Source organism: Pseudomonas sp. 11/12A (assembly GCF_000800055.1).
In the GTDB taxonomy this organism is placed as follows: domain Bacteria; phylum Pseudomonadota; class Gammaproteobacteria; order Pseudomonadales; family Pseudomonadaceae; genus Aquipseudomonas; species Aquipseudomonas mohnii.
On record NZ_JUGV01000001.1, the window covers coordinates 1533797 to 1556027 of the forward strand.

Sequence of the window (22231 nt, forward strand, 5' to 3'; positions counted from 1 at the left end):
GGCAGGGCATTAGCCAATCTGGCTGTAGGCCAATGAAATCAACGTGTGTAGCCAATCTGGCCTAATCGGCCTTAGCAAAGACACCAATATGTACCATATGGTTAACATCAGGTTTTACGGGGTTTTAGAGTAGTTATTCTAATATGTCTTGGAGAGAGCAAGAGCATGGATGCTGCGCATCAAGGAGGGGAAAGTCTGACGGTGAGTACAACCCTGAACGGACGTTCAGAAGGGTAGAACACTTGGTAATGTTACAACCTGACAAAACATACGATAACAATATCAACAAGAAGAACTGCCGTTCTTGGAGAGTGTACCTCTGAAGATGTGTACAACCAGTCGTACTGACTATAAGAGCGTTAGCTCTTTTTGTTCTGGTATGTTGATTTTATTTTTTTTTAACACTTCGCACTACGTTCAGGAGCTGTACGATTCAAACCTACGGTTTATAAAAGCTTGTAGGGCATTGTATCGAAGATCAGAATTCCTGTCAAGTACATTTACACTTTACTTACAGGCACAGCATTACCTGCTTTAGTGCAAGGCATGGGCGGATGTTACACCGCTGAACGCAGTGAGGCAATACTTCGTACCTGAGGCTGGGTCAATGCCCTCTGTGACGTTGCCGTCACGGTTGATTACTCGTTCCACTTGTGGATAGCTGCACACTAAAAATGGCTGTACGCCTTGATTTATATGGTCTGGAGGCAATGCAGTCGGAGTAGAACGTCTCCTTAATGGCAGGTGAGAGGGGGTTTACCTTTGGTGCTAACCTTTTCAAGCAATTATTCGCCGTTAACGCAGGGATGGGCTGTGATGAAAAAATACGTGATCTGGGTAGCGGCTACGACAGCTTGTTTAGCCGCGCAGTCTGCAATGGCGGATGGCAACAAACTACTAAAGGAGTGTCGCGAGGGCATAGTTTACGTTGATGGCGGCAGAGAGCCTGAGAACCTTTTCGGCGTTGGCCAGTGCATGGGTGTGATCCAAGGCACCATAGATACCCTCGACCTCACTCATGCGTTGCTCAATTCACCCAAGATCGTATGCCTACCGAGTGGTGGTCTCGAAACGCTACAGGTCATGAAGATTGTCGTGAAGTACCTGAACGAACACCCGGACAGGCTCCATCTTAATGAGTCCGGTCTGATTTCAACTGCTTTAATGGTGTCCTTTCCTTGCCTTAAGTAGCCTCCCGATGCCGCTTGATTGTCAGAAGGGTGGAGCGTCGTAAAACGGGTCAGAGTTGTTCATGTCAATTGTCCCAGGTCGAACGAGTGACAGGGTATCGACTGTATCCGTTAGGACTACTGCGCGTGTAGGATCGCCCAAGGACGCCTTGAAGGCAGCCAGAGACGTATGGACAACTTGAGCACCACCATCAGGATTCTTCACGTACTGAAGCGCGGCAACGTTGTAACGAAGTGCACCATTATCGTTGTGGGTGTACGTAACGTAGCTGTGAGCAGTGTTCTCGCCAATCACCATTTCCAGTGTATCGGCCATTACAGCAATCGACTTACCATGCAACACATCGAACAACATCTGCCCATGATGCTTGGTAAACAGACTGGAGGATTCTGTCTGAGTGGCGAGAGCTTCAGTCAGGGCGTAAGCGTAGACTTCCAACTCTGGTCTGTACGCACTTAGGCGGGTTAGCTCATGACAGAGAACAACTTCAGGGCGTGAAGCAGGGGAGGCGAAGTATTCACCATCTTCTTCGCCAAGCATCATGGCCTTAACGTGCCGAAGCTCCTTTGGCTTCAGGTCGTCCACATTACTGATATCTGGAAGTGCGGCTATGTGGTGTGGGTTGGAAGGATTGTAACGATCAATAATCCATTCTGTAAGTTGGCTACGCTGGGTTGGCTTGATCTTGCACGCCTTGATTGTATCTAGAACAACCTTCCTTCCAAGGTAATCAATCACCCGTGCAACAACTTCAGATTCCTTGTCGAAGCGTTTGTCAACATTGTACTTTGAATCCAGTGTCAGGCGATGAACAGACTTTCCACAACCAAACCACTTTGTACCATGCGCACGGTTGAGAGCTTTAGGGGTGGATACAAGGTTCTCAGCGTATAGCAGACCGATAAAGTCATGTCCCTTAACTGGGGCGATATGAGACAGCTCGTACTCGTTACGATCACCACGCCCGTTGTAACGCATGTTTAACTTGTACAGGGTGTGGAGAGCTGAAAGCGACTCAACTGTGTAGCCCCGTAGGATTTCAATTGTTCCAGCACGGAGGCATTCACGAGCGAGATAGTAGAAGAAAGCGGTTTTCAAAGCTTTCTCCACTGGGTCTTTTTGCACTTTCTTGTTAGCGGCTTTGTCTTTGCAGGTGCGGTTGCAATAGATTGCGGTTTTCACCGCTGGTCTGAATCGCTTCTTGCAGTTTGGATTCTTACAGGTCTTCTGTTTAACGGCTGCTTTGGTGGTTTGGGGTGCTGCTGTTGTCATGTTTGACTCCTACGTGGATCGTCGATTGATTAGATGTTTTGTGTGCTTTACGGCATGTTGCAGTGCAGAAGGCCATAGGCTTCATTACCGTGAATACGTGGCCGCAATGGCGGCATGTACAAATTCGCATTGTGGTTCTCCTAGATGAAGTGCATCTCTCTAATGTCGCGTTTAAATTCAGCCTCATCAATTCCATTTTTCACACACCAAACAAGATGGTCTGTCACTTTAGGAAAGTTGTGTGGAATGTGCGGGCCGTACCAATCGGTTAGGTACTGTTCGGCACCAAGACGAATTGGCTCTTGTCTTTCAATTATTCTGTAAAGCAGTCTCATTGTTTAAATCCTTGCACGGTGGTATCTCCATAAGTTGGATGGCCTTGTAGGCGAAGAGTTTTTGTATTGAAAAGCGGGTTGTAATAAAGGGGGTTACTCCCCTTGTGTTAACGGGTTTTCTTGGCCGGCTTGGTAGCAGATTCAGCAAATAGTTCAGCCATTACAACTGCAAGCATTGCTTGGCGTTCTTCTTCCTGTTTGATTGCCAGGCGACGTGCCACCTCTTTTTCAAGTGCCAGTTTCTCAGCGACGGCTTGTTCTGCCATCACTTTTTGATTGTGAGCTTCGATCTCGGCGTTATATTTGGCAGTGATTTGATTGCCGATGTTCTTAATGTCTTCAGCTTGAATAGCCTCAGGTTTCTCTACATACAAGATGCCAGCACCTACAGAAGTTACTTCAGGAGAGAGAGCGTTACTCAAGAACAGCTTGTATCCCTGGTCAAGGCGTTGTTGTAGAACACCCACAGCACCGATCAGGGAGCGCTCCACAATCTGTTCAATTGCACCTAGGAAGAGTTTTCGGGGGAAGTTGCCTCTGGTGTCTGGGGTTGCTGTGTAATCAACATCATGGCCTGTGAGGCGGATGGCGTAAGCTGCCAGTTCACAGTCAATCAGGAATTGAAGTTCTTCAGGGTTTACGGTTTTCAGTGTGTTGTTTGTCATTTGTGAGTCTCCTGTGTTATTGAGTTGGTGTATCTGGTTGGGGTTGTTCTGGTAGCATCAGCAGTTGGCGCTTCTTGGCATTGGCTGCATTTACTCTGCAAAGAGCTGAGCAATACATTTTTGTGATTCGTTTTACTTTGTGTACTTTGCTGCATTGTGGACACAGTCTTTCTACGGCCATAAGAGCCTCCTAGGCTGGAAATGTTAAAGGTGGGTGAGTGTGTACTGTCTGTTTACGCTAACGATTTGGAAGCAAAGAAAAAGGCCAGAGAATTTTCAGGCTCTGGCCTTAGTGTCACCTTCAAATGACAGTTACAACACAAGAATATGTTCCGGCTTTGAGCGTCTGCCGGAAAGACTGGAGGTCGTATAAAGATGCAAGACTTTACACAGTTGCTCGGATGTACTGAGGATAAGTCAGTACGATTGCTAAGACTTGGAGTGTCAGCAAGAGGGAATTTTGGGGAGGGCGAGAGCATCGCTTAGTTAAGCTGTTATCCTTATATTATTATCTCACCACAATGCTGTTTCGTCAAGGAATATAAGCATTTTGTATTCAGCTTATTTCTATAAATTTGTAGCGTCAGTCCAATAGGGCAGGGCTGTTAAGAGGTGTTAGGAGTTAGATGTAGGTAGTTACGGTTTGGAATGGTAACATTGGGCTATCACTCAGAAGGGAGGATGTGTGTAATGGCGTTTTATCATTTGGCGGTTACCCTTTGTGCTGCTGTTCTAGGAAGCCCAGAGCACTGCGAATCAGAGAGGATGATTGATACGCAGTATGTCAGTCTGGTTAGTTGCTACTCGGCTGCTGATAAGATTGATAAACAGGTTACAAGAGAGTTTTTAGAAGAAGCAAGATCACATGGAGACGAGTCAGCTAAGTTAAAAGTGAAGACGCGGTGCCTAACAATTGAAGAAGGTGAAGCCTTACTAAAGAAGGAAGGGCCATCGGCCTTGGTGATCACTGGCAAGAAGTTCGAGTAGCAAACAGGAGTTTCTGTCTCATTGGCTTGGGTGATGTCCTGAATTGACGGTCTGTCAGGTGGTCTGTACGATCATCCCAGCATTGCCGCATTTTGGCTGAAGATCATGTCGTAGATCAGCGCCGAATTCCACGCGACTTGCGCATGGCCCGGACCTTTGTTCAGGCCGGCCAGCATGTCCACCCAGCGGTCGAACTCGGGCTTCCAGCGCCCGGCGTAATAGGTGTTGCGTTCATAGGTGCGGATACCGTCGGCGCTGAGCTTGAGTTCGCGCTCGTACCATTGGTCAACGGAGCGCCAGGGAACGCCGAGGGCCTTCCAGTCTTCCAGGCCGATGGGGTTGACCAGCGCCAGTTGCTCGACTTGTTCGGGGTATTGCAGCGCGTAGCGGGTGGCGAGCATGCCGCCGGTGGAGTGGCCGGCCAGGCTGGCCTTCTGGATACCAAGGGCTTTGAGCAGTTGCTGGGTGTTACTCGCCAGTTGCTGGAAGCTGTACTGATAGCGCTCGGGTTTGCTGGAGGTGCAGAAACCGATCTGGTCCGGGGCAATGACCCAATAACCGGCGTCACTCAGGGCTTTGATCGAGGTGTCCCAGGTCGCACCACAGAAATTCTTGCCATGCATCAGCACGACGCTGCGGCCATTTGCCTTGCCATGGGCGGCGACATCCATGTAGCCCATTTGCAGGGATTGGCCCTGGGACTCAAACTCGAAATGCTTGACCGTGTAGGGGTAGTCGAACCCTTGCAGCTCAGGACCATACGCCGGACCCTCGGCGTAAGCGCTGACCGGCAGCGCAGCGCTCAGTAGCAGACCGGGCAACCAGCGGGAGAGGGTGGGTGACATGGGGGAACTCCATGGGAAATCCGCCGATGCTGGATCGGCTGGATTAGGGCGACATTAATCAGGCAATCGCCGTCGCGGTGGGTTCAATCCATCCAGCCCAGGGTGATCAGGGCCAGCACCCCATAACGGGCGCCCTTGGCGAGCGTTACGATCAGCAGGAAACGCCCCAATGGCTCACGCATGACGCCGGCCACCAGGGTCAGCGGGTCGCCGATCACCGGCAACCAGCTCAGCAGCAGCGACCAATGACCGTAACGCTGGTAATGATGACGGGCCCGTTCCAGATGTCGAGGACTGACCGGAAACCAGCGCCGCTCGCGAAAACGTTCGATGGCGCGGCCCAGCCACCAATTCAGCAGGGAGCCGAGGACATTGCCCAGGGTCGCCACTGCCAGCAGCGACCACAGCCCATACCGGTCGCTGAGCAGCAGCCCCACCAGGACCGCTTCGGACTGCAAGGGCAGCAGCGTCGCGGCACCGAAGGCTGCCAGGAACAGCCCCATGTAAGCGCCGAAAATCAATGGGCCGGGTAGTCCGCCACCACCACATCGGTGCCGTCCTTTTTCAGGCCGATAACTTGATACGCATCGCTCATGCCATCCATCTCCATGCCTGGCGAGCCCATGGGCATGCCGGGCGCGGCAACACCCAGGAGATCGTCACGCTTGCTCAGGGCCAATACCTGATCGGCTGGTACGTGACCTTCGACGAATTTGCCGTTTATCAAGCCGGTATGGCACGACGCCAGACGCGGTGGCACGCCGTGCTGTTGCTTGAATTCGCTCATGTTGCTTTCGACATGGTCCTCGACCTTGAAGCCGTTGGCCTCCAGGTGGCTGATCCATTTTTTGCAGCAACCGCAATTGGCGTCGCGATGGACTTCGATAGGGATCAGGTCGGCGGCCTGGGCCAGGGAGGAGATCAACAGGGCGCTCAAGGCAGCCAGACGCAGAGGGTTTCGCATGGAAAATGGGTCTCGTCTTGCGGGCAAAGGAAGGCATTCTGACCAAAATATCCTTTCGGGCATTCAAGGATTGTTTCGAATTGATACAGAGTTGCTCAGCCCTAGCCTCGCAGATCCCGTCTGACATGCCGATGAGGCGGACATTACAAAACTGTCAGGTACCTCGTAGAGGGGGATGCAGAGCCTGAAACTGATGTCGAGAGCGGCGACCCGGCGCTTAGACCTGGCAAGAACGTCGAACGACAGCCTGAATTCAAACAGTGCTGGCCCGCTCAGGCAATCGAACGGGCCAAGCCATTATTTTTCCGGATCAAGACTCCACTAAGAAAACCTGTTTGTCAGTTCGCTGACTGAATGAAGCGCCGTCTGATGAATGACGGGTGTTATCGACGCTGGTAGTAACCCGGTCCGCCGTGATCGTAGTGACGGTCATGGTCGTGCCAGCCACCGTGGGGGAACACGATGCAGCCACTCAGGGACAATAGAGCCAGCAGGGGAATCAGCAGGGTGATTCGACGCAACATTTGAAAATCCTCATGGTTATCGCCGAGATAAAGCTAAAACTCTTCATCGGCTGTAACATGAGACCCCGTTTGCAGCCACTCATCCCCGAAAGACAGTAGGGTCTTGGCATGCATTCGGATACAAAGCGGATACATTTTTCAGGTTCAGGCTTACATTCAGGAAATGGCAATGACCCAGTCGCAACGTTTGAAATACTCGATTCTGATTTCCCTGGTGGTGCTGGGAATCATGTTTGGCCTTTCGTATTTGCAGAGCACAGGGGTCATCAGCGAAAAGCTGTTTCAGTACATCGCCATAGGCGTGGCGGTGATTGTGGTGGTCATCAATGGCGTGATGCGCCGCAAGGTCAAACCCTGAGCAATAGGCCCAGGGTTTGATCATGCCTGTTGCAGGACAGCGGCGGCCTTCGGGTGCAGGCTGTAGCTTTTGTCCGGATTGAGGACAATCACGCCTTCACTGCACAGGCGTTTGAGCACTTCGCGCACACTCAGGAAGGACAGCGGAATATCCAGTTCCAGCAATTGAGTGTGCACGCCACGCACGCCCAGGCTGCGGTCTTGTTCGGCGGCCCTCAGCAAGGCGTCGATGACTTTCAGGCGAATCAGACTGGTTCGCAGGCCGAAGCTCTTGAGCAGTAACCTGATCCGCTCATTGCCGTGGCGTTCGGCAGGCGGGTCAAAGGTATCGCTCCCGATGGCGGTGCTGATTGGCGCATGGCTACCGTCCGTCGGCAGTTGCGAGTTGTACATGGCAAAACTCCTGTTGCGAGGCTCATCAGGAAAACACGTGTGCGCTCGTACCTGACTGGACGTATGAGCCACGCAAATGATGAAGACTCGAATGTAGAAATTTCGTCGTCATTGCGTCAGCAACCCGTGAGCCCCGCAGCATTACCCGCCAATGGCCTGGATTTTCGTCGTTTGTTTCGTTGCGCAGTGGATGCGCTGTGCGTGTCAGTACGCAGAACCGAGGGCCGCACCCGGCAGGGTGGGGCCTTCAGCTTTTCGGCGATTGTTGCGGAGTGGAGTTGAGGACCGGGTTGCCGTCCTTGTTGCGGGTCAGGTAGACCGGCAGCACCTTGGGCAGGGTCGCCACCAGGGTGTCGAGCTCCTTGATGTTGTAGACCCCGCCGATACGGATCGCACCGGTGCCGTGATCAGCGATCATCAGCGGTTGTTTCAGGTAGCGGTTGATCAATGGCAGCGCATCGCTCAGCGCCAGGTCATCGAGGACCAGTTTGCCGCTACGCCAGGCCAGCGAATTGTCGTGGTCGTCAGTCTGACTGATGCGAGGGACGCGATCACCCTGTTGATAGCTCGCCTGCATCGCAGGGCCGAGTCGCAAGCCATCGCCGGACGCGTCATCGTGGCTGCTGACCAGCACCGAACCTTCGATCAGGTTCACTTTTACCTGGTCTTCGTACATCCAGACATTGAATCGGGTTCCGGTAACGCGGATCTTGCCTTCGCCGGCCTTGACCACGAACGGGTGGGTGGTGTCATGGGTGACGCTGAAGAAAGCTTCGCCTTTTTTCAAGGTGACCCGACGCTGATCCTTGTAGTGGCTGTACGTCAGCTCGCTGCCCAGGTTCAGCTCGACCTGACTGCCATCCTGCAGGGTGACCTGACGAACAGAATCGGTGGCCTCGAAGTGCTGGTACGAATTCGGCAACCAGCCGAGGTTCCAACCGCTGTAGGCCGCCAGCGGCAGTGCCAGGGCACACACCGACGCGGCGATGCCTAAGGTACGCCAGGGTGTCCGGGGTTTGGCTTGAACCATCGGTGCGACGACAGGTTCGGGACGGGGCAAATCCCCGGCGACATCCCAGATTTCCAGCATCGCCTGGTACTCGAACGCATGGAGCGGGTGGGCATCTCGCCACCGCTCGAACGCCAGACGTTCCTGCGCGGTGCAGTCATCGGCGTGCAAACGCATGCACCAGTGCGCTGCCGCATCGGTGATGGCATCGTATTCGGCTGGCGAGAGAGCGTTGTCGGTCATTGACTCATCCTGATTTCCCGCATTCTAACCTTGAGCCAGTCGGCGAGAACATCAGTCATGGCAATTACCCATCAAAGGACGCTTGTTTTTCGGCAAGACACGGAAACCTGGCGGTGCCAGGCCGTGCCCATCATCGCAGCAAAAAATCATGCGCAGCCCCGCGCGGCTGCGCCTGTTCGTGTCACTCAGGCCTGTGGGGCGGACGTGCCGGGCAACGGGATGACAACGGGTTGATCCTTTACACCCCTTACGACGGCATCAAGAAGTTCGACAGTCTTGTCACGCTGAAAAGCCAACTTGAACAGCGCCTCAACAGTGCCACCGAGGACGATCGGCTACTGGCACTGGCCATTGTGATCGGGTGATGGATGCCACGGCCTTATCTAAAAGTTGACAGGTCGCTCGCCCCGCGTTGTTAATCGGCGGTCTATATACGCTGTTGCCCCCTCCAAAAATTAGTCTGGAGCTTCAGATGTCTGCGCCACACGATCAAGTGTCTACTGTTGTCTCGCAAAACCTGTCCCTCGATGAGCTGACAGCGTTGCTTGAGAAGATATTCCAGCGTCATGGCACCTCGGCCGAGGTCGCTCGGGTGCTGGCTGAAAACTGCGCGGGCGCCGAGCGCGACGGCGCGCACAGTCATGGGGTGTTCCGGATGCCGGGATACGTCTCGACGCTGCAGAGCGGTTGGGTAAACGGCAAGGCCGTACCGGTGGTCGAGGATGTGGCTTCGGGGTTTGTCCGGGTCGACGCCGACAACGGCTTCGCGCAACCGGCCCTCGCCGCCGCACGGGCCTTGCTGGTGGAAAAAGCCCGCAGTGCCGGCATCGCGGTACTGGCGATCCGCAATTCCCACCATTTCGGCGCGTTGTGGCCGGACGTCGAGCCGTTCGCTTATGAGGGGCTGGTAGCGCTCAGTGTGGTCAACAGCATGACGTGCGTCGTCCCGCATGGCGCCGACCGACCGTTGTTTGGCACCAACCCGATCGCCTTTGCGGCGCCGCGGGCCGACGGTGATCCGATTGTCTTTGACCTGGCCACCAGTGCCATTGCCCATGGTGACGTGCAGATTGCCGCGCGCAAGGGTGAGCGGTTGCCACCCGGCATGGGCGTGGACAGCCTTGGTCAGCCGACCCAGGATCCGAAGGCGATCCTCGAAGGTGGCGCGTTGCTGCCGTTCGGCGGGCACAAGGGCTCGGCGCTGTCGATGATGGTGGAGTTGTTGGCGGCGGCCCTGACCGGCGGCAATTTTTCTTTCGAGTTCGACTGGAACAACCATCCCGGCGCCAAGACTCCATGGACCGGCCAATTGCTGATCGTGATCGATCCTTCCAAGGCGGCGGGCCAGAGCTTCGCCGAGCGCAGCCAGGAGTTGGTGCGGCAGATGCACGGGGTGGGTTTGAAGCGCTTGCCGGGTGATCGGCGTCATCAGCAACGCGCGAAATCGGCGACGGCGGGTATTGCCCTGGATGAGCAGACACTGGCCAATCTGCGGAAACTGGCGGGGCTTTGATCCTGGAATAACACCCCCGATCAATGTAGGAGCGAGCTTGCTCCGGGCGGCGTTCCAACGATAGCGGTAGAGCAGGCACATCGATGTTGAATGTGCCGCCGCCATCGCGAGCAAGGCCGCTCCTACAGGTTCAAGGGTGACCGTAATTCAGCGGCGGGCCAGCAGCAACCCGACCACCAGGCCAAACCCGGCAGAAACCGCAACGGTTTGCCATGGATGGCCGCCAATGTAGGTTTCGGTGGCGTCGACCGCAGGTTTGGCCCGATCACGCACACTGGTGACCGAGTCCCGGGCCAGCTGGAGTTTCTGGGCAATCTGCCCGCGGAGCGTCTCGGCTTCCTCTCCCACCAGGGAGGCACTGCTTTTCAGCAGCTTCTCCGACTCTTCTATCAGCGCCGATAACTCACTGAATGCCTGATCCTTGATTTGATCTTCGGCGACTTGTGCGGCGGTTTTCCGGGCCATTTAAGGACTCCTTGCAGGTAAGTGGACAGTGAACAATGGAGTGCGCCGCGATTGAAAAAGTTGCAGCGACTTTTCCCACGGACTTGATCCTGCAAAAATCCGGCGCAGGACGATTCATCCTACAGTGTAAGATGTCGCCTATTTTACGCAGCAGGAAATTCCCATGAGCTTCAATCTGGCCGACAAACCCCTTGCCGAGCGCGCTGCGCTTGAAGATGAGAAATCACGTCTGTTCGAACTCTGGCAAACCAACCTGGGCAAAGCCAAGGGCGAAGCCGCGCGGTTGTTTGGCGAGCGCGCCAAACGCAAAGGCAAATGGGCCGAGTGGGTCCGCGCCGAACTGGATGGCATGTCGCCGCCGGAGTTCTCGAACATGGTGCGCAGTGAAGTCAATCGCCTGATGGCGGCCAATAAGTAACGCCTAGGCAAAACTCGCGACGATCGCTTCACGCACTTTCAGCACCACCGGATCGAGCTGGGTGCTGGTACGCCAGCCCAGTTCGATCGGGTAGCGCGGTAGCGCCAAGGGGCAGGGCAGCAGCGCCAGCCCTGTGAGCGCCGCGATGCTTAGGGCAGCGTGGGCCGGGATGGTCGCCACCGCCTGACTGCCCTTGAGCAGATGCGGCAATGCCGCAAAATGCGTGGTCGAGGCACAGACCCGCCGACTCAAACCGACCGCTGCCAGGCCTTCGTCGGTGATCCCGATGAATCCACCCGACGACACCAGAATGTGTTCGCGGGCCACGAACTCCTCAAGGCTGATGTGCTGCTGGCCCTCGACCAGGCTGAGTGGATCGACCAGGCACAGGTAGCTTCCTTCACCCAGCACCTGACGACTGAGCAAGCGTTCGGCAAACCCGCCGGCGGTAATCGCCAGATCGATGCTGCGGTCCATAAGCGCCTGCGCGACGATCTGGCTGTGGGTCTGGCGAAAGATCAGGCGCAGTTTTGCTGCGCTGCGGGCAATTTCCTCGATCAACCGTCGGCCGTAGGCAATCTCGAAATCATCGGACATGCCCACCGTCACGGCGCGCCCGTCGTAATGGTTGGCCGTCGGGTCGACCATGGCCAGGCTCTGCCGGCATTTGTTCAGCGCATCGCTGACCACCGGTTTCAATTGATTGGCTTTGAGCGTTGGCGCGAGGCCACGACCGGTGCGCACGAAAAGCGGATCGCCATACACCTCGCGCAGCCGGCGCAACGCCGCACTGACTGCCGATTGCGTGACGCCCAGGCGCAGGGCGGCGCGACTGGCGCTGGACTCCTCATGCAGGGCTTCGAAGACTTTGAGCAAGTTGAGGTCGACGTCGGTGATATTCATTTTATTCATATCATTCAGCAGTGAATGGGGCTTTATTCATGATTGCGTGAGGCCGGAGAATCAGCAACACCTGATGTGAATGGAGTGACCGCGATGCCCAAATCAATTGTTGCCGCCCTGCAAATTGGCGCCTTGCCCGGTGGCAAGGGCGAAACCCTGGAACAGATCCTGTCGTATGAAAACGCAATCATCGAATCTGCCGCTGCGCTGGTGGTGATGCCCGAAGCCTTGCTGGGCGGTTATCCGAAAGGTGAGGGCTTTGGCACGCAATTGGGCTACAGACTGCCGGAGGGCCGCGAAGCCTTCGCCCGCTATTTCGCCAACGCCATTGATGTACCCGGTGTGGAAACGGACGCGCTGGCCGGGTTGTCGGCGCGCACGGGCGCCAACCTGGTCATTGGCGTGATTGAGCGTGCCGGCAGCACCTTGTACTGCACCGCGCTGTACTTCGACCCGCAGGCCGGGTTGGTCGCCAAGCACCGCAAACTGATGCCCACCGGCACCGAGCGTCTGATCTGGGGTAAGGGCGATGGTTCGACCCTGCCGGTGATCGACAGCCAGGTCGGGCGGATTGGGGCGGTGGTGTGCTGGGAAAACATGATGCCGTTGCTGCGAACCGCGATGTACGCCAAAGGCATTGAAGTATGGTGCGCGCCGACCGTGGACGAACGGGAGATGTGGCAGGTCAGCATGCGCCATATTGCCCATGAGGGCCGCTGCTTTGTGGTCAGCGCCTGTCAGGTCCAGGATTCGCCGCAAGCCCTGGGCGTCGACATCGCCAACTGGCCGGCGCAGCGACCGCTGATTGCCGGTGGCAGCGTGATCGTAGGACCCATGGGCGACATTCTGGCCGGCCCGTTACGTGACGGGCCAGGTTTGCTCACGGCTGAAATCGACACCGATGATCTGATCCGCGCCCGTTACGACTATGACGTGGTGGGGCACTATGCGCGACCGGATGTGTTCGAGTTGACGGTGGATGAACGGGCCAAGCCCGGTGTGAAATTCAGCGCATGACACCTGCAGGAGCGAGCTTGCTCGCGATCACGGAGGCGCATCCAACACGTTTGTTGACTGTTCCAACGCTATCGCAAGCAAGCTCGCTCCTACATTTGAGTGGCGGCGTTACAAGTGTCGGTGTTCATTCGCCGAGGAAATGATGAGTCAGCGTTGCTCGAGCCACTCGGTGCGGGTGATTTCCCAGACATCTTTCGGAAATCGTCCACCCACAAAATCGCCCACCTCGGTGTGGATGAGGCGCATGCCGGTACGCTCGGAAAGTTTGCGCGAAGCAATATTCGGCGCCGCTTTGGGCACGCGCAACACGTCACGACCCAGGGTTTCAAACCAGTACCGGGTCACCGCCTCAGTCGCTTCCGTCATTAGTCCCTGACCTTGCCATCGCGGTCCAAGCCAGAATCCGCGGTTGTTGTCCTGTTCATTCATCAGGCTGATATTGCCGATCAATTGCCCGGGGGCCGACTTCAAACGGATCGACCAATGCCATTCCTCGCCCCGGGCGATTGCCGGCAGGGCGATGTTTCGCAAGTAAATGAACGCTCCATCGGCGGGATAGGGCCATGGCACCAAGACGTTCAGGTAGCGCACCACTTCCCAGTGCGGGAATTGTTGCTGGATGGCTTCGGCATCGGCCAGTTCCAGCGGACGCAGAATCAGGCGCTCTGTGGAAAGCGTGGGGGTGGCTTCCATGTTCTTTATCGCTCCTTGAAATCGTGCTTACCGGCTGCCGGTCATCGGCCCCGGCAGGCTGAGTTTGCCACTGTCCACGAAACGCGTGGTGCCGAACAGGCCACCGGCCAACTTGCCGCGCAGGACGTAGGGGAGATTGTTCAGGGTTTGTACCTGGCTCAACCCAATGGTCTGCCGCAGCACCGAGAAGGCCGACACGCTGACCGGCACGGTCAACACGGTCTCGGAATAGCGCGAAATTGAACCGGACTGATCGCTGACCCCGGAGGCGAAGGGTTGGCCGTTGATTTCCAGGTCCAGTGCCACGCCGTTGTAGTTGACGTTGGTGCCATTGGGGTTCTGCACGCGGATCTTCACGGCGAACCGGACTTCCATATCCTGGCCTTGCAGCGGCTGGATGCCGACGACGTTGACGTTCAGCGGATCGCTGTTGGGGAACGAGCTACAGGCGCTCAGGCAGAGCATCAGGAGGGAAAGAAGGACCGCTTGGACACTGCGCATTGACGTGCTCTCGTGGAGAAAAGGGCTGAACCACCAGCGACTCAGCCCTTGAGCGCGATCTAGCGGTTCAACTGTGCGACACCCGCAGGCGTTTGGGGTTCACCCCGGGGCGGGACATCGGGATTCTGCATCACTTGCAGTACCGAGGCCTCGGGGTCGAACTCGTCCTCTTCCAGCTCGATGAACTCTTCAGGCAGGAAGATATTCAGAACGATAGCGCACAGCGCGCCGACGGTGATGGGCGACTCGAAAATGTTGTGCAGGGCCTGGGGCAGTTCACGCAGGACTTGTGGCACTGCCGCCACGCCGAGGCCCATGCCCAGGGAAATCGCCACGATCAGCATGTTGCGCCGGTGCAGTCCGGCTTCAGCGAGGATCTTGATGCCGGCCACCGCCACCGTGCCGAACATCACCAGCTCGGCGCCGCCGAGCACCGGTTTGGGCATCAGTTGCAGCACCGCGCCGATCATCGGGAACAACCCCAGCAGCACCAACAGGCCGGCAATGAAAAACGCCACGTAACGGCTGGCCACGCCGGTGAGCTGAATCACGCCGTTGTTCTGCGCGAAGGTCACCATCGGCATGCTGTTGAACACCGCCGCCATGGCCGAGTTGAGGCCGTCGGCCAACAGCCCGGACTTGATGCGGCGGATATACACCGGGCCTTTGACCGGCTGCCGGGAAATCATCGAGTTGGCCGTCAGATCACCCGCCGCTTCCAGTGGCGACACCAGGAAAATCACCGCCACCGGCACGAACGCCACCCAATCGAACGAAAACCCGTATTTGAACGGCACCGGCACGCTCATCAGCGGCACGGCGGGCAGGCTGGCGAAGTCGACGTGGCCCAACAGCCAGGCGACCCCGTAGCCCAGGGTCAGGCCAATGACAATGGCGCCAAGACGCAGGAACGGCACATCAACCCGGTTCAGCACCACGATCGTCCCGAGCACCAGCGCGGCCAGGCCCAGGTGGCTGGCTGCACCCAGGTCGCTGGCGCCGAAACCGCCGGCGATGTCGGTCATGGCGACCTTGATCAGCGACAGCCCCATGAGCGTGATGATCGTGCCGGTCACCACCGGGGTGATCAGCATGCGCAGTTTGCCGATGAACTGGCTCAACACCACTTCGATGAACGCGGCGAAAAAGCACACGCCGAAAATCGTCGAGAGAATTTCATCGGTGCCGCCCCCTCGGGCCTTGACCATGAAGCCGGCGCTGAGGATGACGCTGATGAACGAAAAACTGGTGCCTTGCAGGCACAGCAGGCCGGAACCTACCGGCCCGAATCGCCGCGCCTGAACGAAGGTGCCCAGGCCCGAGACGAACAGGGCCATGCTGATCAGGTAAGGGATTTCGCTTTGCAGGCCCAGGGCGCTGCCCATGATCAGCGTCGGGGTGATGATGCCGACGAAACTGGCGAGCACATGTTGCAGGGCGGCGAAGACGGTGGCGGTCAGATGCGGGCGATCGTTGAGGCCATAGATCAGGTCGTTGTGGCGCGGGGCAGGCGGTTTTTCAGAAGCAGTCATGGGGGTGTGCAAGCCAAGAGGCGGGCCGGGTCAGAAAATGGAGGCGCAGGATGCCAGAAAGCCCCTTTTGTGGCGAGCAAAGCCCCCGAAACCCCGCACAACCTGTGGGCGAGCCTGCTCGCGATAGCGGTGAGTCAACCAACGTAAATGATGCATGACACGCCGTCATCGCGAGCAAGCTCGCCCACAGGGGCATTCGCTGGATTTCAGGCGAACGCGGCGAGCAAATCCTCTTCGAACGCCTTCTGCGCATCCCCCGGGACCAGGGCGCGATGGCGGGCCAGGTGAAACGCTACATCGAAGCTCATGCCTTCACGGCGGACGACCCGCAGCAAGCCTTTGTCTTCCCAGCTTCGGGCGAAGTGGCTGGGCAGATACCCGACATGCTTGCCGGACAGGATGAAGGCGAGGGTGCCTTCGACCTGCTCCGAGCGCGCCGAACACAATGTGCCCTGGAACGGTTCGTCGCTGCGCAGGAAGCGGTAGGGGTGATCGACCCGGTCGCAGGCCTGTAATGCCTGATCATCCGGCGCGTCGTTGTCGAACAGCGGATGACCGGGGGCGCAATACAGGTGTTGGGTTTCGCTGAAAAGCTCGCGGTAGTCGAAAGCGCTTTGTGCCTGGGAGAAGTAGCCGATGGCCAGGTCCAGTCGCTGTTGCAGCAACAAGCGCTCCATTTCGCCGGGCATCGCGCTGATCAACTCGATGCGCACCGATTCGTCTCGCTCACGGAAACGCCGGATCGCGCCGGCCACGTGTTGCAGGACCGATTGATCCAGCGCTTCGGACAGGCCCAGGCGCACCTCGCCGATCAATCTTCCGGCCACGCCGTTGGATTGATGGCGGAACGCTTCGATGGATTCGAACAAAGCCTTGGTGGCCGAGAGCAACTGTTCGCCCTTGGGGGTGATCTTGAATCCGCCCTTGCCACGACTGCACAGGCGATAGCCGAGCCGGGTCTCCAGCCTGGCCATTTGCTGGCTGATGCTTGACTGGCTCAAGCCCAGTTCGCCCTGGGCCGCGCTGAAGCCGCCGCAATCCACCACGCTGACGAAAAGGCGCAGCAGTTGCAGGTCCAGATCGTGGAGTTGACCGAGCATTAAACATTACTCCTGGATAATGTCAGGTTAATAAACTTGATATTTTACCAATGTATCCGACGACGCATCCTGCAGTCACTTCCTCTTGACAGGTGTTCGTCATGGCTCCCAAGTTCAAGCTGTGTTTACCCGCGTTGCTCCTGGCCGTGGCCGCCTCGGTCCAGGCTGAAGACAAAGTCGTCAATCTCTACAGCTGGGCCGATTACGTTGCCCCCGAAACCTTGCAACGTTTCGAGCAGGAAACCGGCATTCATGTGCGCTACGACACCTTCGATGCACCGGAAGTGCTCGAAACCAAGTTGCTCACCGGTGGCAGCGGCTATGACGTGGTCGTGCCGTCGTCCAGCGTACTGGCGCGTGGTCTGGCGGCGGGCGCGCTGAAAGCGATTCCCCATGAAGGCCTCAAGGGCTACGCGAATCTTGATCCGGACCTGTTGGAGAAACTCGCCGCGGTCGATCCCGGCAATCAATATGGCGTGCCCTACACCTGGGGCACCCTAGGGCTGGGAATGAATGTCGAAGCCGTGCGCAAGCGCCTGCCGAACGTGCCGCTCAACAGCCTGGATCTGCTCTTCAAACCGGAATACGCCAGCCAGCTCAAGGACTGTGGCGTCGCGATCATTGATTCGCCGCAGGAAGTGATCGGCCTGGCCTTGCACTACCTGGGCAAAGACCCCTACAGCACCGACAAGAATGAGCTGGATGCGGCGCAGGCGTTGTTGCATCAATTGCAGCCATCGGTGTTGTACGTCGCCAGCGGGCGGCAGATCAACGACCTGGCCAACGGCAGCATCTGCCTGGCACTGGCTTACAACGGCGATGCCAGCATGGCCGCGGATCAGGCGCGCAAGGCCAACAAGCCGTACGAAATCGCTTACCGGATTCCCAAGGAAGGCACCCTCGTCTGGCAAGACAACCTGGCGATCCCCAAGGATGCACCACACCCCGAAGCCGCCCGCCAGTTCATCGAGTTCATGTTGCGCCCCGAGTCCGTCGCCTCATTGACCAACACGCTGTTCTTCGCCACGGCCAACCAGGCGGCCACGCCGCTGGTGGATGAGGCGGTGCGCACCGATCCGGACATCTATCCGCCCGCCGACATTCGTGACCGCCTGTACGCCGACCGCAGCATGAGCCTCAAGGACATGCGTCAGCGCACTCGTATGTGGACCGCTTTCCGTAGCCGCCAATAACAAGGAACCTTCAATGGACGTCCCAGCACAGAACGACCAAGCCATCACCCGTGACAGCCTTTACGGCACTGCCGCCGAAAGTACTTACGCCGGTATCACCAGTTTCATGCGTCGTCGCTACAGTCGCGATTTACGCGGTGTCGACGTCGCGGTCAGTGGTGTGCCGTTCGACACGGCCACCAGTAACCGCCCCGGAGCCCGCTTCGGACCACGGGGCATCCGTGCCGCGTCTACCGGGATCGCCTGGGAACGCCACTGGCCGTGGACCTTCGACCCGTTCGATCATCTGGCGGTGGTTGACTTTGGCGATTGCGACTTCGATTACGGATCGCCGCAGTCGACGCCGGAATGCATCGAAGCCCATGCCGAACACATCCTCAATGCCGGCAGTGCGATGCTGACCTTCGGCGGCGATCATTTCATTACCTATCCGCTGCTCAAGGCCCATGCCCGCAAGCACGGCGCGCTGTCGCTGATTCACTTCGACGCCCATAGCGACACCTGGCCGGACGAGGAGGGCAAGCGCATCGACCATGGCACCATGTTCTGGCACGCCGCCAAGGAGGGGCTGGTCGATCCTTCGCGGTCGGTGCAGATCGGCTTGCGCACCACCAACGACGATCACCAGGGCTTTGAAGTGCTGGATGCACGGCAAGTGCATCGGCGTGGCGTGGACGCGATCGTCGAAGCCATCCGCTCGCGGGTCGGCGACCACCCGGTGTACCTGACGTTCGACATCGACTGCCTCGACCCGGCCTTCGCTCCGGGCACCGGAACGCCGGTGTGTGGCGGTTTGAGTACGGTGCAGGCGCTGGAGATTCTCGGCGGCTTGCGCGGGATCAACCTGGTGGGCATGGACGTGGTGGAAGTAGCGCCGGCCTATGACAGCGCCGACATCACTTCGCTGGCGGCCGCGACCCTGGCCATGGAAATGCTGTGCTTGTACGCGGCCAGGCACAAGGTCGACCGCTGAACGCGCCCCGGGACTGGGGAGCGGTGCGTCAGGCGACATAGCGGTTGAAGGTGCTGACGCCATCGCTGCGATGCGGCGACCCGACAAGCCACGCTCCCACAGGGTTGGTAGGTGTAGCCGGAATGGGCGAACGACCGAAAAACCAGTGGGAGCGAGCTTGCTCGCGATGGCGGTGTGTCAGGCCACGGGGATTATGGCGGGGGCCAGGATCTTGCCCCCGCTGAACCGCGATGCCGAGCCCGCGAGGGTTTCGTGGGGCACGCCCTTCGGCACATCGCTGACTTCGTCGAGTCGCACCAGATGCTCGGCATTTAGCTGTACATTCAATGCATCCAAAGTTGCATCCAGTTGGGCGCGGGTACGCGAGCCCAGGATCGGGATCAGCGCCGTGGTTGAGCGCTTGGCCTTTTCCATGAGCCAGGCGATGGCCACGTGAGTCGGGCTGGCTCCCAGTTCCGAGGCGATGGCCAGTAAGGCATCGAGCAGGGCGGTTTCACGTTGACTTTTTTCGGCGTGAATCAGCATGCCGAGTTTCGCGGCGCGGTTGTCACCGTCGTTGGTGCGGTATTTGCCGGTGAGAAACCCGCCGCCCAGCGGTGACCACAGGGTAGCTGCCAGCCCAAGCGCTTCGGCCATGGGCAGTTGCTCGCGCTCCGCCGTGCGTTCGGCCAGGCTGTATTCGACCTGAATCGCCGCAATGGGCGAGAACCCGCGCACTTCAGCCAGCAGGTCGGCGCGGGCGATGCGCCATGCCGGGAAATTCGACAGCCCGGCGTAATGGATCTTGCCGGCCCGTACCAGATCGTCGAAGCCGCGCAGGATCTCTTCCATGGGCGTGATGCCGTCACTCATGTGCGCCCAGAACAGGTCAAGGTGGTCGGTTTTCAGCCGTTTCAGGCTCTCTTCGACGGCGCGCACCATGTTCTTGCGGTTGTTGCCGGTGTGGGCGATGCCTGCGGCCGGGGTCGTGCCCAGGGTGTATTTGCTGGCGACGACCAGATGGTCGCGTTCCGCAGCAATGAATTCGCTGAGCATGGCTTCCGACTGCCCGGCCTGGTAGCCGTTGGCGGTGTCGATGAAATTGCCGCCAGCCTCCAGGTAGCCATCGAAAATGCCCTTGGCTTCATCGCGCTCGGCGCCATGGCCCCAACCGGTGCCGAAATTGCCGGCACCCAACGCCAGCTCGGATACCCGCAAGCCTGTTTTACGACCGAAGACGTTGTAATGCATTAGGAAGACTCCTGAGGGATGCAATTATTAAATGTCAGTCAACATTTATTAAATATGATTCGTATCATATATTTCGTCAAGGTGCTTTTCCCCGATGCAGAATCCTCTGAGACATTTCAGTGAAGACAACGCTGACGAGTGGCATACTGCCGCGCATGAATGTCGACTCCCCCCTCAGCGCCTGGCAACACGCCATAGAACAAAAGGGTTTCGTCCAGGACGAAGCCCAGGAACGTGCCGTCTGGGCGTTGCAAAAGTGCCACGAAGCCTTGCATGAAGGTCGGGCGCCGATCATGGGCGTGTACCTCTGGGGCCCGGTCGGGCGGGGTAAAACCTGGTTAATGGACCAGTTTTACCAACACCTGCGGGTGCCAGCCCGGCGCCAGCACTTCCACCACTTCATGGGCTGGGTGCATCAGCGTTCGTTTCAACTGACCGGCACTGCCGACCCCTTGAAGGCACTGGCTCGGGAGCTGGCCGACGAGGTGCGGGTGCTGTGCTTCGACGAACTGTTCGTCAATGACATCGGTGACGCCATCATTCTCGGGCGTTTGTTTCAGGTCATGTTCGAGCAGGGCGTGGTGGTGGTCTGCACCTCCAACCTGCCGCCCGACCAGTTGTACGCCGACGGCTTCAATCGCGGCCGTTTCCTGCCCGCCATTGCGGCGATCAAGCAGCACATGCAGGTGATTGCGGTGGATGGCGGGGAAGACCATCGCCTGCATCCGGGGCAGGGCTTGCAGCGTTATTGGGTGGCCACGCCCGGACAATCGAGTGCCCTTGGCGATGTGTTCAAGGCGTTGACCGTCGGTCAGGCGGTTTCCAACGCTCCGATTCAGGTTGGCTACCGCTCGCTCAATGTGGTCCAGGCCAGCCGGGGCGTCGTCTGGTGTCGTTACGCCGACCTCTGTGAACAGCCGTTTTCCGCCATGGATTTCATGGCCCTGTGTGACACCTACAGCGCTATTCTGTTGAGCGATGTACCCAATCTCAGCGCTCAAAAACGCGAAGGGCGCATAGCCCGTGGCACTGAGGATGGGGTCGAGCGAGTGGTGGCCGGCGATCGCGAGTTGCCGCAGTTGTCGGTGCATGATGATGGCGTGCGCCGGTTCATCGCCCTGGTGGACGAGTGCTACGACCGCAAGGTGCCGCTGTACCTCGAAGCGCAGGTGCCCATGGACTCGCTCTACACCCAGGGCTATCTGGAGTTCCCGTTCCGCCGCACCCTCAGTCGCCTGCAGGAGATGCAGCTGCAACGCTTCGCCGAGGCGTGACAACACGGAGGCGTGAAGATGAATCAACCGCTGTCACACCATTTGCTGACCATGGCCTACCAGAACGCCTGGGCCAACCATCGACTGGCCAAGGCCTGGTGCCAGTTGAGCCAGGATGAGCTGGCGGCGCCGCGCACCAGTTTCTTTCCCAGTCTCCGCGCAACCCTCAACCATATCCTGACCTGTGACTGGTTTTATGTAGATGCTCTAGAGCGCGAGTTGCGCGGCGATGAGCCGCACCCCGATTGCTACGTTTTTTTCAAGGACGACGAGCCGCACCCCCTGGCCGCCGACCTCAGGCGTGAGCAATCCCATGTCGATCGACGCTTGATCGCCTACTGCGAGCAAATGCGCGATGCGGACCTGAGCAGGACCGTGACCATCGCCCGGGACACGCCACAGTACGAGAGTCGCCTGCGCCTGTTGTCGCACCTGTTCGAGCACCAGACTCACCATCGCGGTCAGGTCCACGGGATGCTCAGCGCTACTTCAGTCAAGCCGCCCCAGCTGGATGAGTTTTTCTGTGTCGGCGAATCGCATCTGCGGGCCGGGGATTTTGCCGAATTGGGCTGGACCGAGGCTTTGATTTGGGGGCGTTGAGCCTGCGATCCTTTGATTTGCAGCGGCGCCCACG

General features: G+C 58.0%; 25 protein-coding genes and 1 pseudogene. 11 read left to right on the plus strand and 15 right to left on the minus strand.

Features of this window, described 5'->3' with window-relative positions; all coding sequences use genetic code 11:
- Positions 1-816 precede the first annotated feature (816 nt).
- The gene (locus GQ39_RS07020) at positions 817-1191 is read left to right on the plus strand and encodes a Rap1a/Tai family immunity protein (protein WP_047528498.1); all 375 of its coding nucleotides are present in this window, start codon (positions 817-819) and stop codon (positions 1189-1191) included.
- A gap of 21 nt (positions 1192-1212) precedes the next feature.
- Here the strand turns inward: GQ39_RS07020 and GQ39_RS07025 are convergent, their stop codons facing one another.
- Together GQ39_RS07025 and GQ39_RS07035 are read right to left on the minus strand one after the other, a co-directional pair.
- Positions 1213-2463, minus strand: a complete 1251-nt coding sequence (locus GQ39_RS07025; protein WP_047528500.1) for a hypothetical protein — start codon at positions 2461-2463, stop codon at positions 1213-1215.
- 442 nt (positions 2464-2905) lie between these two features.
- Positions 2906-3463, minus strand: coding sequence for a hypothetical protein (locus GQ39_RS07035; protein ID WP_047528503.1), 558 nt, complete (start codon positions 3461-3463; stop codon positions 2906-2908).
- Positions 3464-4153: 690 nt separating this feature from the next.
- Here GQ39_RS07035 and GQ39_RS07040 point away from each other — a divergent pair.
- Positions 4154-4450: a hypothetical protein gene (locus GQ39_RS07040; protein WP_047528505.1), complete on the plus strand. Its 297-nt coding sequence runs from the start codon at positions 4154-4156 to the stop codon at positions 4448-4450.
- Positions 4451-4542: 92 nt separating this feature from the next.
- On the opposite strand, the pseudogene GQ39_RS07045 reads toward GQ39_RS07040, so the two are convergent.
- The 4 genes and pseudogenes from GQ39_RS07045 to GQ39_RS32970 form a co-directional block, all read right to left on the minus strand.
- Positions 4543-5295: pseudogene (locus GQ39_RS07045) on the minus strand (alpha/beta fold hydrolase); the annotation flags it as partial.
- 83 nt (positions 5296-5378) lie between these two features.
- On the minus strand, positions 5379-5813 hold the full coding sequence (locus GQ39_RS07050) for a YqaA family protein (protein ID WP_047538517.1): 435 nt from the start codon (positions 5811-5813) through the stop codon (positions 5379-5381).
- Positions 5813-6259, minus strand: coding sequence for a DUF411 domain-containing protein (locus GQ39_RS07055; RefSeq protein WP_047528507.1), 447 nt, complete (start codon positions 6257-6259; stop codon positions 5813-5815). The genes GQ39_RS07050 and GQ39_RS07055 overlap by 1 nt, the downstream gene beginning before the upstream one ends.
- A gap of 383 nt (positions 6260-6642) precedes the next feature.
- Entirely contained in the window at positions 6643-6783 is a 141-nt protein-coding gene (locus GQ39_RS32970) for a hypothetical protein (protein WP_167361821.1), read from the minus strand.
- A gap of 169 nt (positions 6784-6952) precedes the next feature.
- Between GQ39_RS32970 and GQ39_RS07060 the strand changes: the two genes are divergently transcribed.
- Positions 6953-7141, plus strand: a complete 189-nt coding sequence (locus tag GQ39_RS07060) for a hypothetical protein (protein WP_047528508.1) — start codon at positions 6953-6955, stop codon at positions 7139-7141.
- 20 nt (positions 7142-7161) lie between these two features.
- Here the strand turns inward: GQ39_RS07060 and GQ39_RS07065 are convergent, their stop codons facing one another.
- Positions 7162-7533, minus strand: a complete 372-nt coding sequence (locus GQ39_RS07065; RefSeq protein ID WP_047528510.1) for a fe2+ zn2+ uptake regulation protein — start codon at positions 7531-7533, stop codon at positions 7162-7164.
- A 247-nt stretch (positions 7534-7780) separates the two neighbouring features.
- Positions 7781-8785 carry a FecR family protein gene (locus GQ39_RS07070; protein WP_047528511.1) on the minus strand — a complete coding sequence of 335 codons (1005 nt, stop codon included), beginning with the start codon at positions 8783-8785 and terminating at the stop codon, positions 7781-7783.
- A gap of 230 nt (positions 8786-9015) precedes the next feature.
- Between GQ39_RS07070 and GQ39_RS33485 the strand changes: the two genes are divergently transcribed.
- Together GQ39_RS33485 and GQ39_RS07075 are read left to right on the plus strand one after the other, a co-directional pair.
- Positions 9016-9150, plus strand: a complete 135-nt coding sequence (locus GQ39_RS33485) for a hypothetical protein (RefSeq protein WP_269082043.1) — start codon at positions 9016-9018, stop codon at positions 9148-9150.
- Between the two features lie 107 nt (positions 9151-9257).
- Entirely contained in the window at positions 9258-10298 is a 1041-nt protein-coding gene (locus GQ39_RS07075) for an Ldh family oxidoreductase (RefSeq protein ID WP_047528513.1), read from the plus strand.
- A gap of 147 nt (positions 10299-10445) precedes the next feature.
- Here the strand turns inward: GQ39_RS07075 and GQ39_RS07080 are convergent, their stop codons facing one another.
- Positions 10446-10763, minus strand: a complete 318-nt coding sequence (locus GQ39_RS07080; protein WP_047528515.1) for a DUF883 family protein — start codon at positions 10761-10763, stop codon at positions 10446-10448.
- Between the two features lie 163 nt (positions 10764-10926).
- Between GQ39_RS07080 and GQ39_RS07085 the strand changes: the two genes are divergently transcribed.
- Positions 10927-11181 (plus strand): hypothetical protein, encoded by a 255-nt coding sequence (locus GQ39_RS07085; protein WP_047528516.1) that lies wholly within the window; start codon positions 10927-10929, stop codon positions 11179-11181.
- Positions 11182-11184: 3 nt separating this feature from the next.
- On the opposite strand, the gene GQ39_RS07090 is transcribed toward GQ39_RS07085, so the two are convergent.
- Positions 11185-12093 carry a LysR family transcriptional regulator gene (locus GQ39_RS07090; protein WP_047528518.1) on the minus strand — a complete coding sequence of 303 codons (909 nt, stop codon included), beginning with the start codon at positions 12091-12093 and terminating at the stop codon, positions 11185-11187.
- An 84-nt stretch (positions 12094-12177) separates the two neighbouring features.
- Here GQ39_RS07090 and GQ39_RS07095 point away from each other — a divergent pair, with 84 nt between their 5' ends.
- Positions 12178-13101 (plus strand): carbon-nitrogen hydrolase family protein, encoded by a 924-nt coding sequence (locus GQ39_RS07095; RefSeq protein ID WP_047528520.1) that lies wholly within the window; start codon positions 12178-12180, stop codon positions 13099-13101.
- Positions 13102-13248: 147 nt separating this feature from the next.
- Here GQ39_RS07095 and GQ39_RS07100 read toward each other — a convergent pair whose 3' ends face one another.
- The 4 genes from GQ39_RS07100 to GQ39_RS07115 form a co-directional block, all read right to left on the minus strand.
- A complete protein-coding gene (locus tag GQ39_RS07100) occupies positions 13249-13794 on the minus strand; it encodes a GNAT family N-acetyltransferase (RefSeq protein WP_047528521.1) in 546 nt (181 codons plus the stop codon).
- 27 nt (positions 13795-13821) lie between these two features.
- Positions 13822-14295, minus strand: coding sequence for an LEA type 2 family protein (locus GQ39_RS07105; RefSeq protein ID WP_047528523.1), 474 nt, complete (start codon positions 14293-14295; stop codon positions 13822-13824).
- 59 nt (positions 14296-14354) lie between these two features.
- A complete protein-coding gene (locus tag GQ39_RS07110) occupies positions 14355-15827 on the minus strand; it encodes a nucleobase:cation symporter-2 family protein (RefSeq protein WP_047528525.1) in 1473 nt (490 codons plus the stop codon).
- A 206-nt stretch (positions 15828-16033) separates the two neighbouring features.
- Positions 16034-16927 (minus strand): LysR family transcriptional regulator, encoded by an 894-nt coding sequence (locus GQ39_RS07115; RefSeq protein WP_047528526.1) that lies wholly within the window; start codon positions 16925-16927, stop codon positions 16034-16036.
- Positions 16928-17028: 101 nt separating this feature from the next.
- On the opposite strand from GQ39_RS07115, the gene GQ39_RS07120 reads away from it, so the two are divergent.
- Both GQ39_RS07120 and speB read left to right on the plus strand, forming a co-directional pair.
- Positions 17029-18120, plus strand: a complete 1092-nt coding sequence (locus GQ39_RS07120; RefSeq protein ID WP_047528527.1) for a polyamine ABC transporter substrate-binding protein — start codon at positions 17029-17031, stop codon at positions 18118-18120.
- 13 nt (positions 18121-18133) lie between these two features.
- Positions 18134-19093 carry an agmatinase gene (gene speB, locus GQ39_RS07125; RefSeq protein WP_047528528.1) on the plus strand — a complete coding sequence of 320 codons (960 nt, stop codon included), beginning with the start codon at positions 18134-18136 and terminating at the stop codon, positions 19091-19093.
- Positions 19094-19270: 177 nt separating this feature from the next.
- Here speB and GQ39_RS07130 read toward each other — a convergent pair whose 3' ends face one another.
- A complete protein-coding gene (locus GQ39_RS07130; RefSeq protein ID WP_047528529.1) occupies positions 19271-20323 on the minus strand; it encodes an aldo/keto reductase in 1053 nt (350 codons plus the stop codon).
- A gap of 155 nt (positions 20324-20478) precedes the next feature.
- On the opposite strand from GQ39_RS07130, the gene zapE reads away from it, so the two are divergent.
- Complete coding sequence (gene zapE, locus GQ39_RS07135; RefSeq protein ID WP_047528531.1) at positions 20479-21597, plus strand: cell division protein ZapE; 1119 nt, start codon at positions 20479-20481, stop codon at positions 21595-21597.
- An 18-nt stretch (positions 21598-21615) separates the two neighbouring features.
- Positions 21616-22197 (plus strand): DinB family protein, encoded by a 582-nt coding sequence (locus GQ39_RS07140; RefSeq protein ID WP_047528532.1) that lies wholly within the window; start codon positions 21616-21618, stop codon positions 22195-22197.
- Positions 22198-22231: the final 34 nt, after the last annotated feature.

Excerpts from the sequence above, each read along its gene's own strand:
- GQ39_RS07025 (WP_047528500.1), bottom strand. The coding sequence starts at position 2,463 with ATGACAACAGCAGCACCCCAAACCACCAAAGCAGCCGTTAAACAGAAG.
- GQ39_RS07140 (WP_047528532.1), top strand. The coding sequence starts at position 21,616 with ATGAATCAACCGCTGTCACACCATTTGCTGACCATGGCCTACCAGAAC.
- GQ39_RS07120 (WP_047528527.1), top strand. The coding sequence starts at position 17,029 with ATGGCTCCCAAGTTCAAGCTGTGTTTACCCGCGTTGCTCCTGGCCGTG.
- GQ39_RS07085 (WP_047528516.1), top strand. The coding sequence starts at position 10,927 with ATGAGCTTCAATCTGGCCGACAAACCCCTTGCCGAGCGCGCTGCGCTT.
- GQ39_RS07105 (WP_047528523.1), bottom strand. The coding sequence starts at position 14,295 with ATGCGCAGTGTCCAAGCGGTCCTTCTTTCCCTCCTGATGCTCTGCCTG.
- GQ39_RS07080 (WP_047528515.1), bottom strand. The coding sequence starts at position 10,763 with ATGGCCCGGAAAACCGCCGCACAAGTCGCCGAAGATCAAATCAAGGAT.
- GQ39_RS07055 (WP_047528507.1), bottom strand. The coding sequence starts at position 6,259 with ATGCGAAACCCTCTGCGTCTGGCTGCCTTGAGCGCCCTGTTGATCTCC.
- GQ39_RS07020 (WP_047528498.1), top strand. The coding sequence starts at position 817 with ATGAAAAAATACGTGATCTGGGTAGCGGCTACGACAGCTTGTTTAGCC.
- GQ39_RS07100 (WP_047528521.1), bottom strand. The coding sequence starts at position 13,794 with ATGGAAGCCACCCCCACGCTTTCCACAGAGCGCCTGATTCTGCGTCCG.
- GQ39_RS07040 (WP_047528505.1), top strand. The coding sequence starts at position 4,154 with ATGGCGTTTTATCATTTGGCGGTTACCCTTTGTGCTGCTGTTCTAGGA.
- GQ39_RS07130 (WP_047528529.1), bottom strand. The coding sequence starts at position 20,323 with ATGCATTACAACGTCTTCGGTCGTAAAACAGGCTTGCGGGTATCCGAG.
- GQ39_RS07060 (WP_047528508.1), top strand. The coding sequence starts at position 6,953 with ATGACCCAGTCGCAACGTTTGAAATACTCGATTCTGATTTCCCTGGTG.
- GQ39_RS07115 (WP_047528526.1), bottom strand. The coding sequence starts at position 16,927 with ATGCTCGGTCAACTCCACGATCTGGACCTGCAACTGCTGCGCCTTTTC.
- GQ39_RS32970 (WP_167361821.1), bottom strand. The coding sequence starts at position 6,783 with ATGTTGCGTCGAATCACCCTGCTGATTCCCCTGCTGGCTCTATTGTCC.
- GQ39_RS07075 (WP_047528513.1), top strand. The coding sequence starts at position 9,258 with ATGTCTGCGCCACACGATCAAGTGTCTACTGTTGTCTCGCAAAACCTG.
- zapE (WP_047528531.1), top strand. The coding sequence starts at position 20,479 with ATGAATGTCGACTCCCCCCTCAGCGCCTGGCAACACGCCATAGAACAA.
- GQ39_RS07090 (WP_047528518.1), bottom strand. The coding sequence starts at position 12,093 with ATGAATAAAATGAATATCACCGACGTCGACCTCAACTTGCTCAAAGTC.
- GQ39_RS07095 (WP_047528520.1), top strand. The coding sequence starts at position 12,178 with ATGCCCAAATCAATTGTTGCCGCCCTGCAAATTGGCGCCTTGCCCGGT.
- GQ39_RS07065 (WP_047528510.1), bottom strand. The coding sequence starts at position 7,533 with ATGTACAACTCGCAACTGCCGACGGACGGTAGCCATGCGCCAATCAGC.
- GQ39_RS07110 (WP_047528525.1), bottom strand. The coding sequence starts at position 15,827 with ATGACTGCTTCTGAAAAACCGCCTGCCCCGCGCCACAACGACCTGATC.
- GQ39_RS07070 (WP_047528511.1), bottom strand. The coding sequence starts at position 8,785 with ATGACCGACAACGCTCTCTCGCCAGCCGAATACGATGCCATCACCGAT.
- GQ39_RS07035 (WP_047528503.1), bottom strand. The coding sequence starts at position 3,463 with ATGACAAACAACACACTGAAAACCGTAAACCCTGAAGAACTTCAATTC.
- speB (WP_047528528.1), top strand. The coding sequence starts at position 18,134 with ATGGACGTCCCAGCACAGAACGACCAAGCCATCACCCGTGACAGCCTT.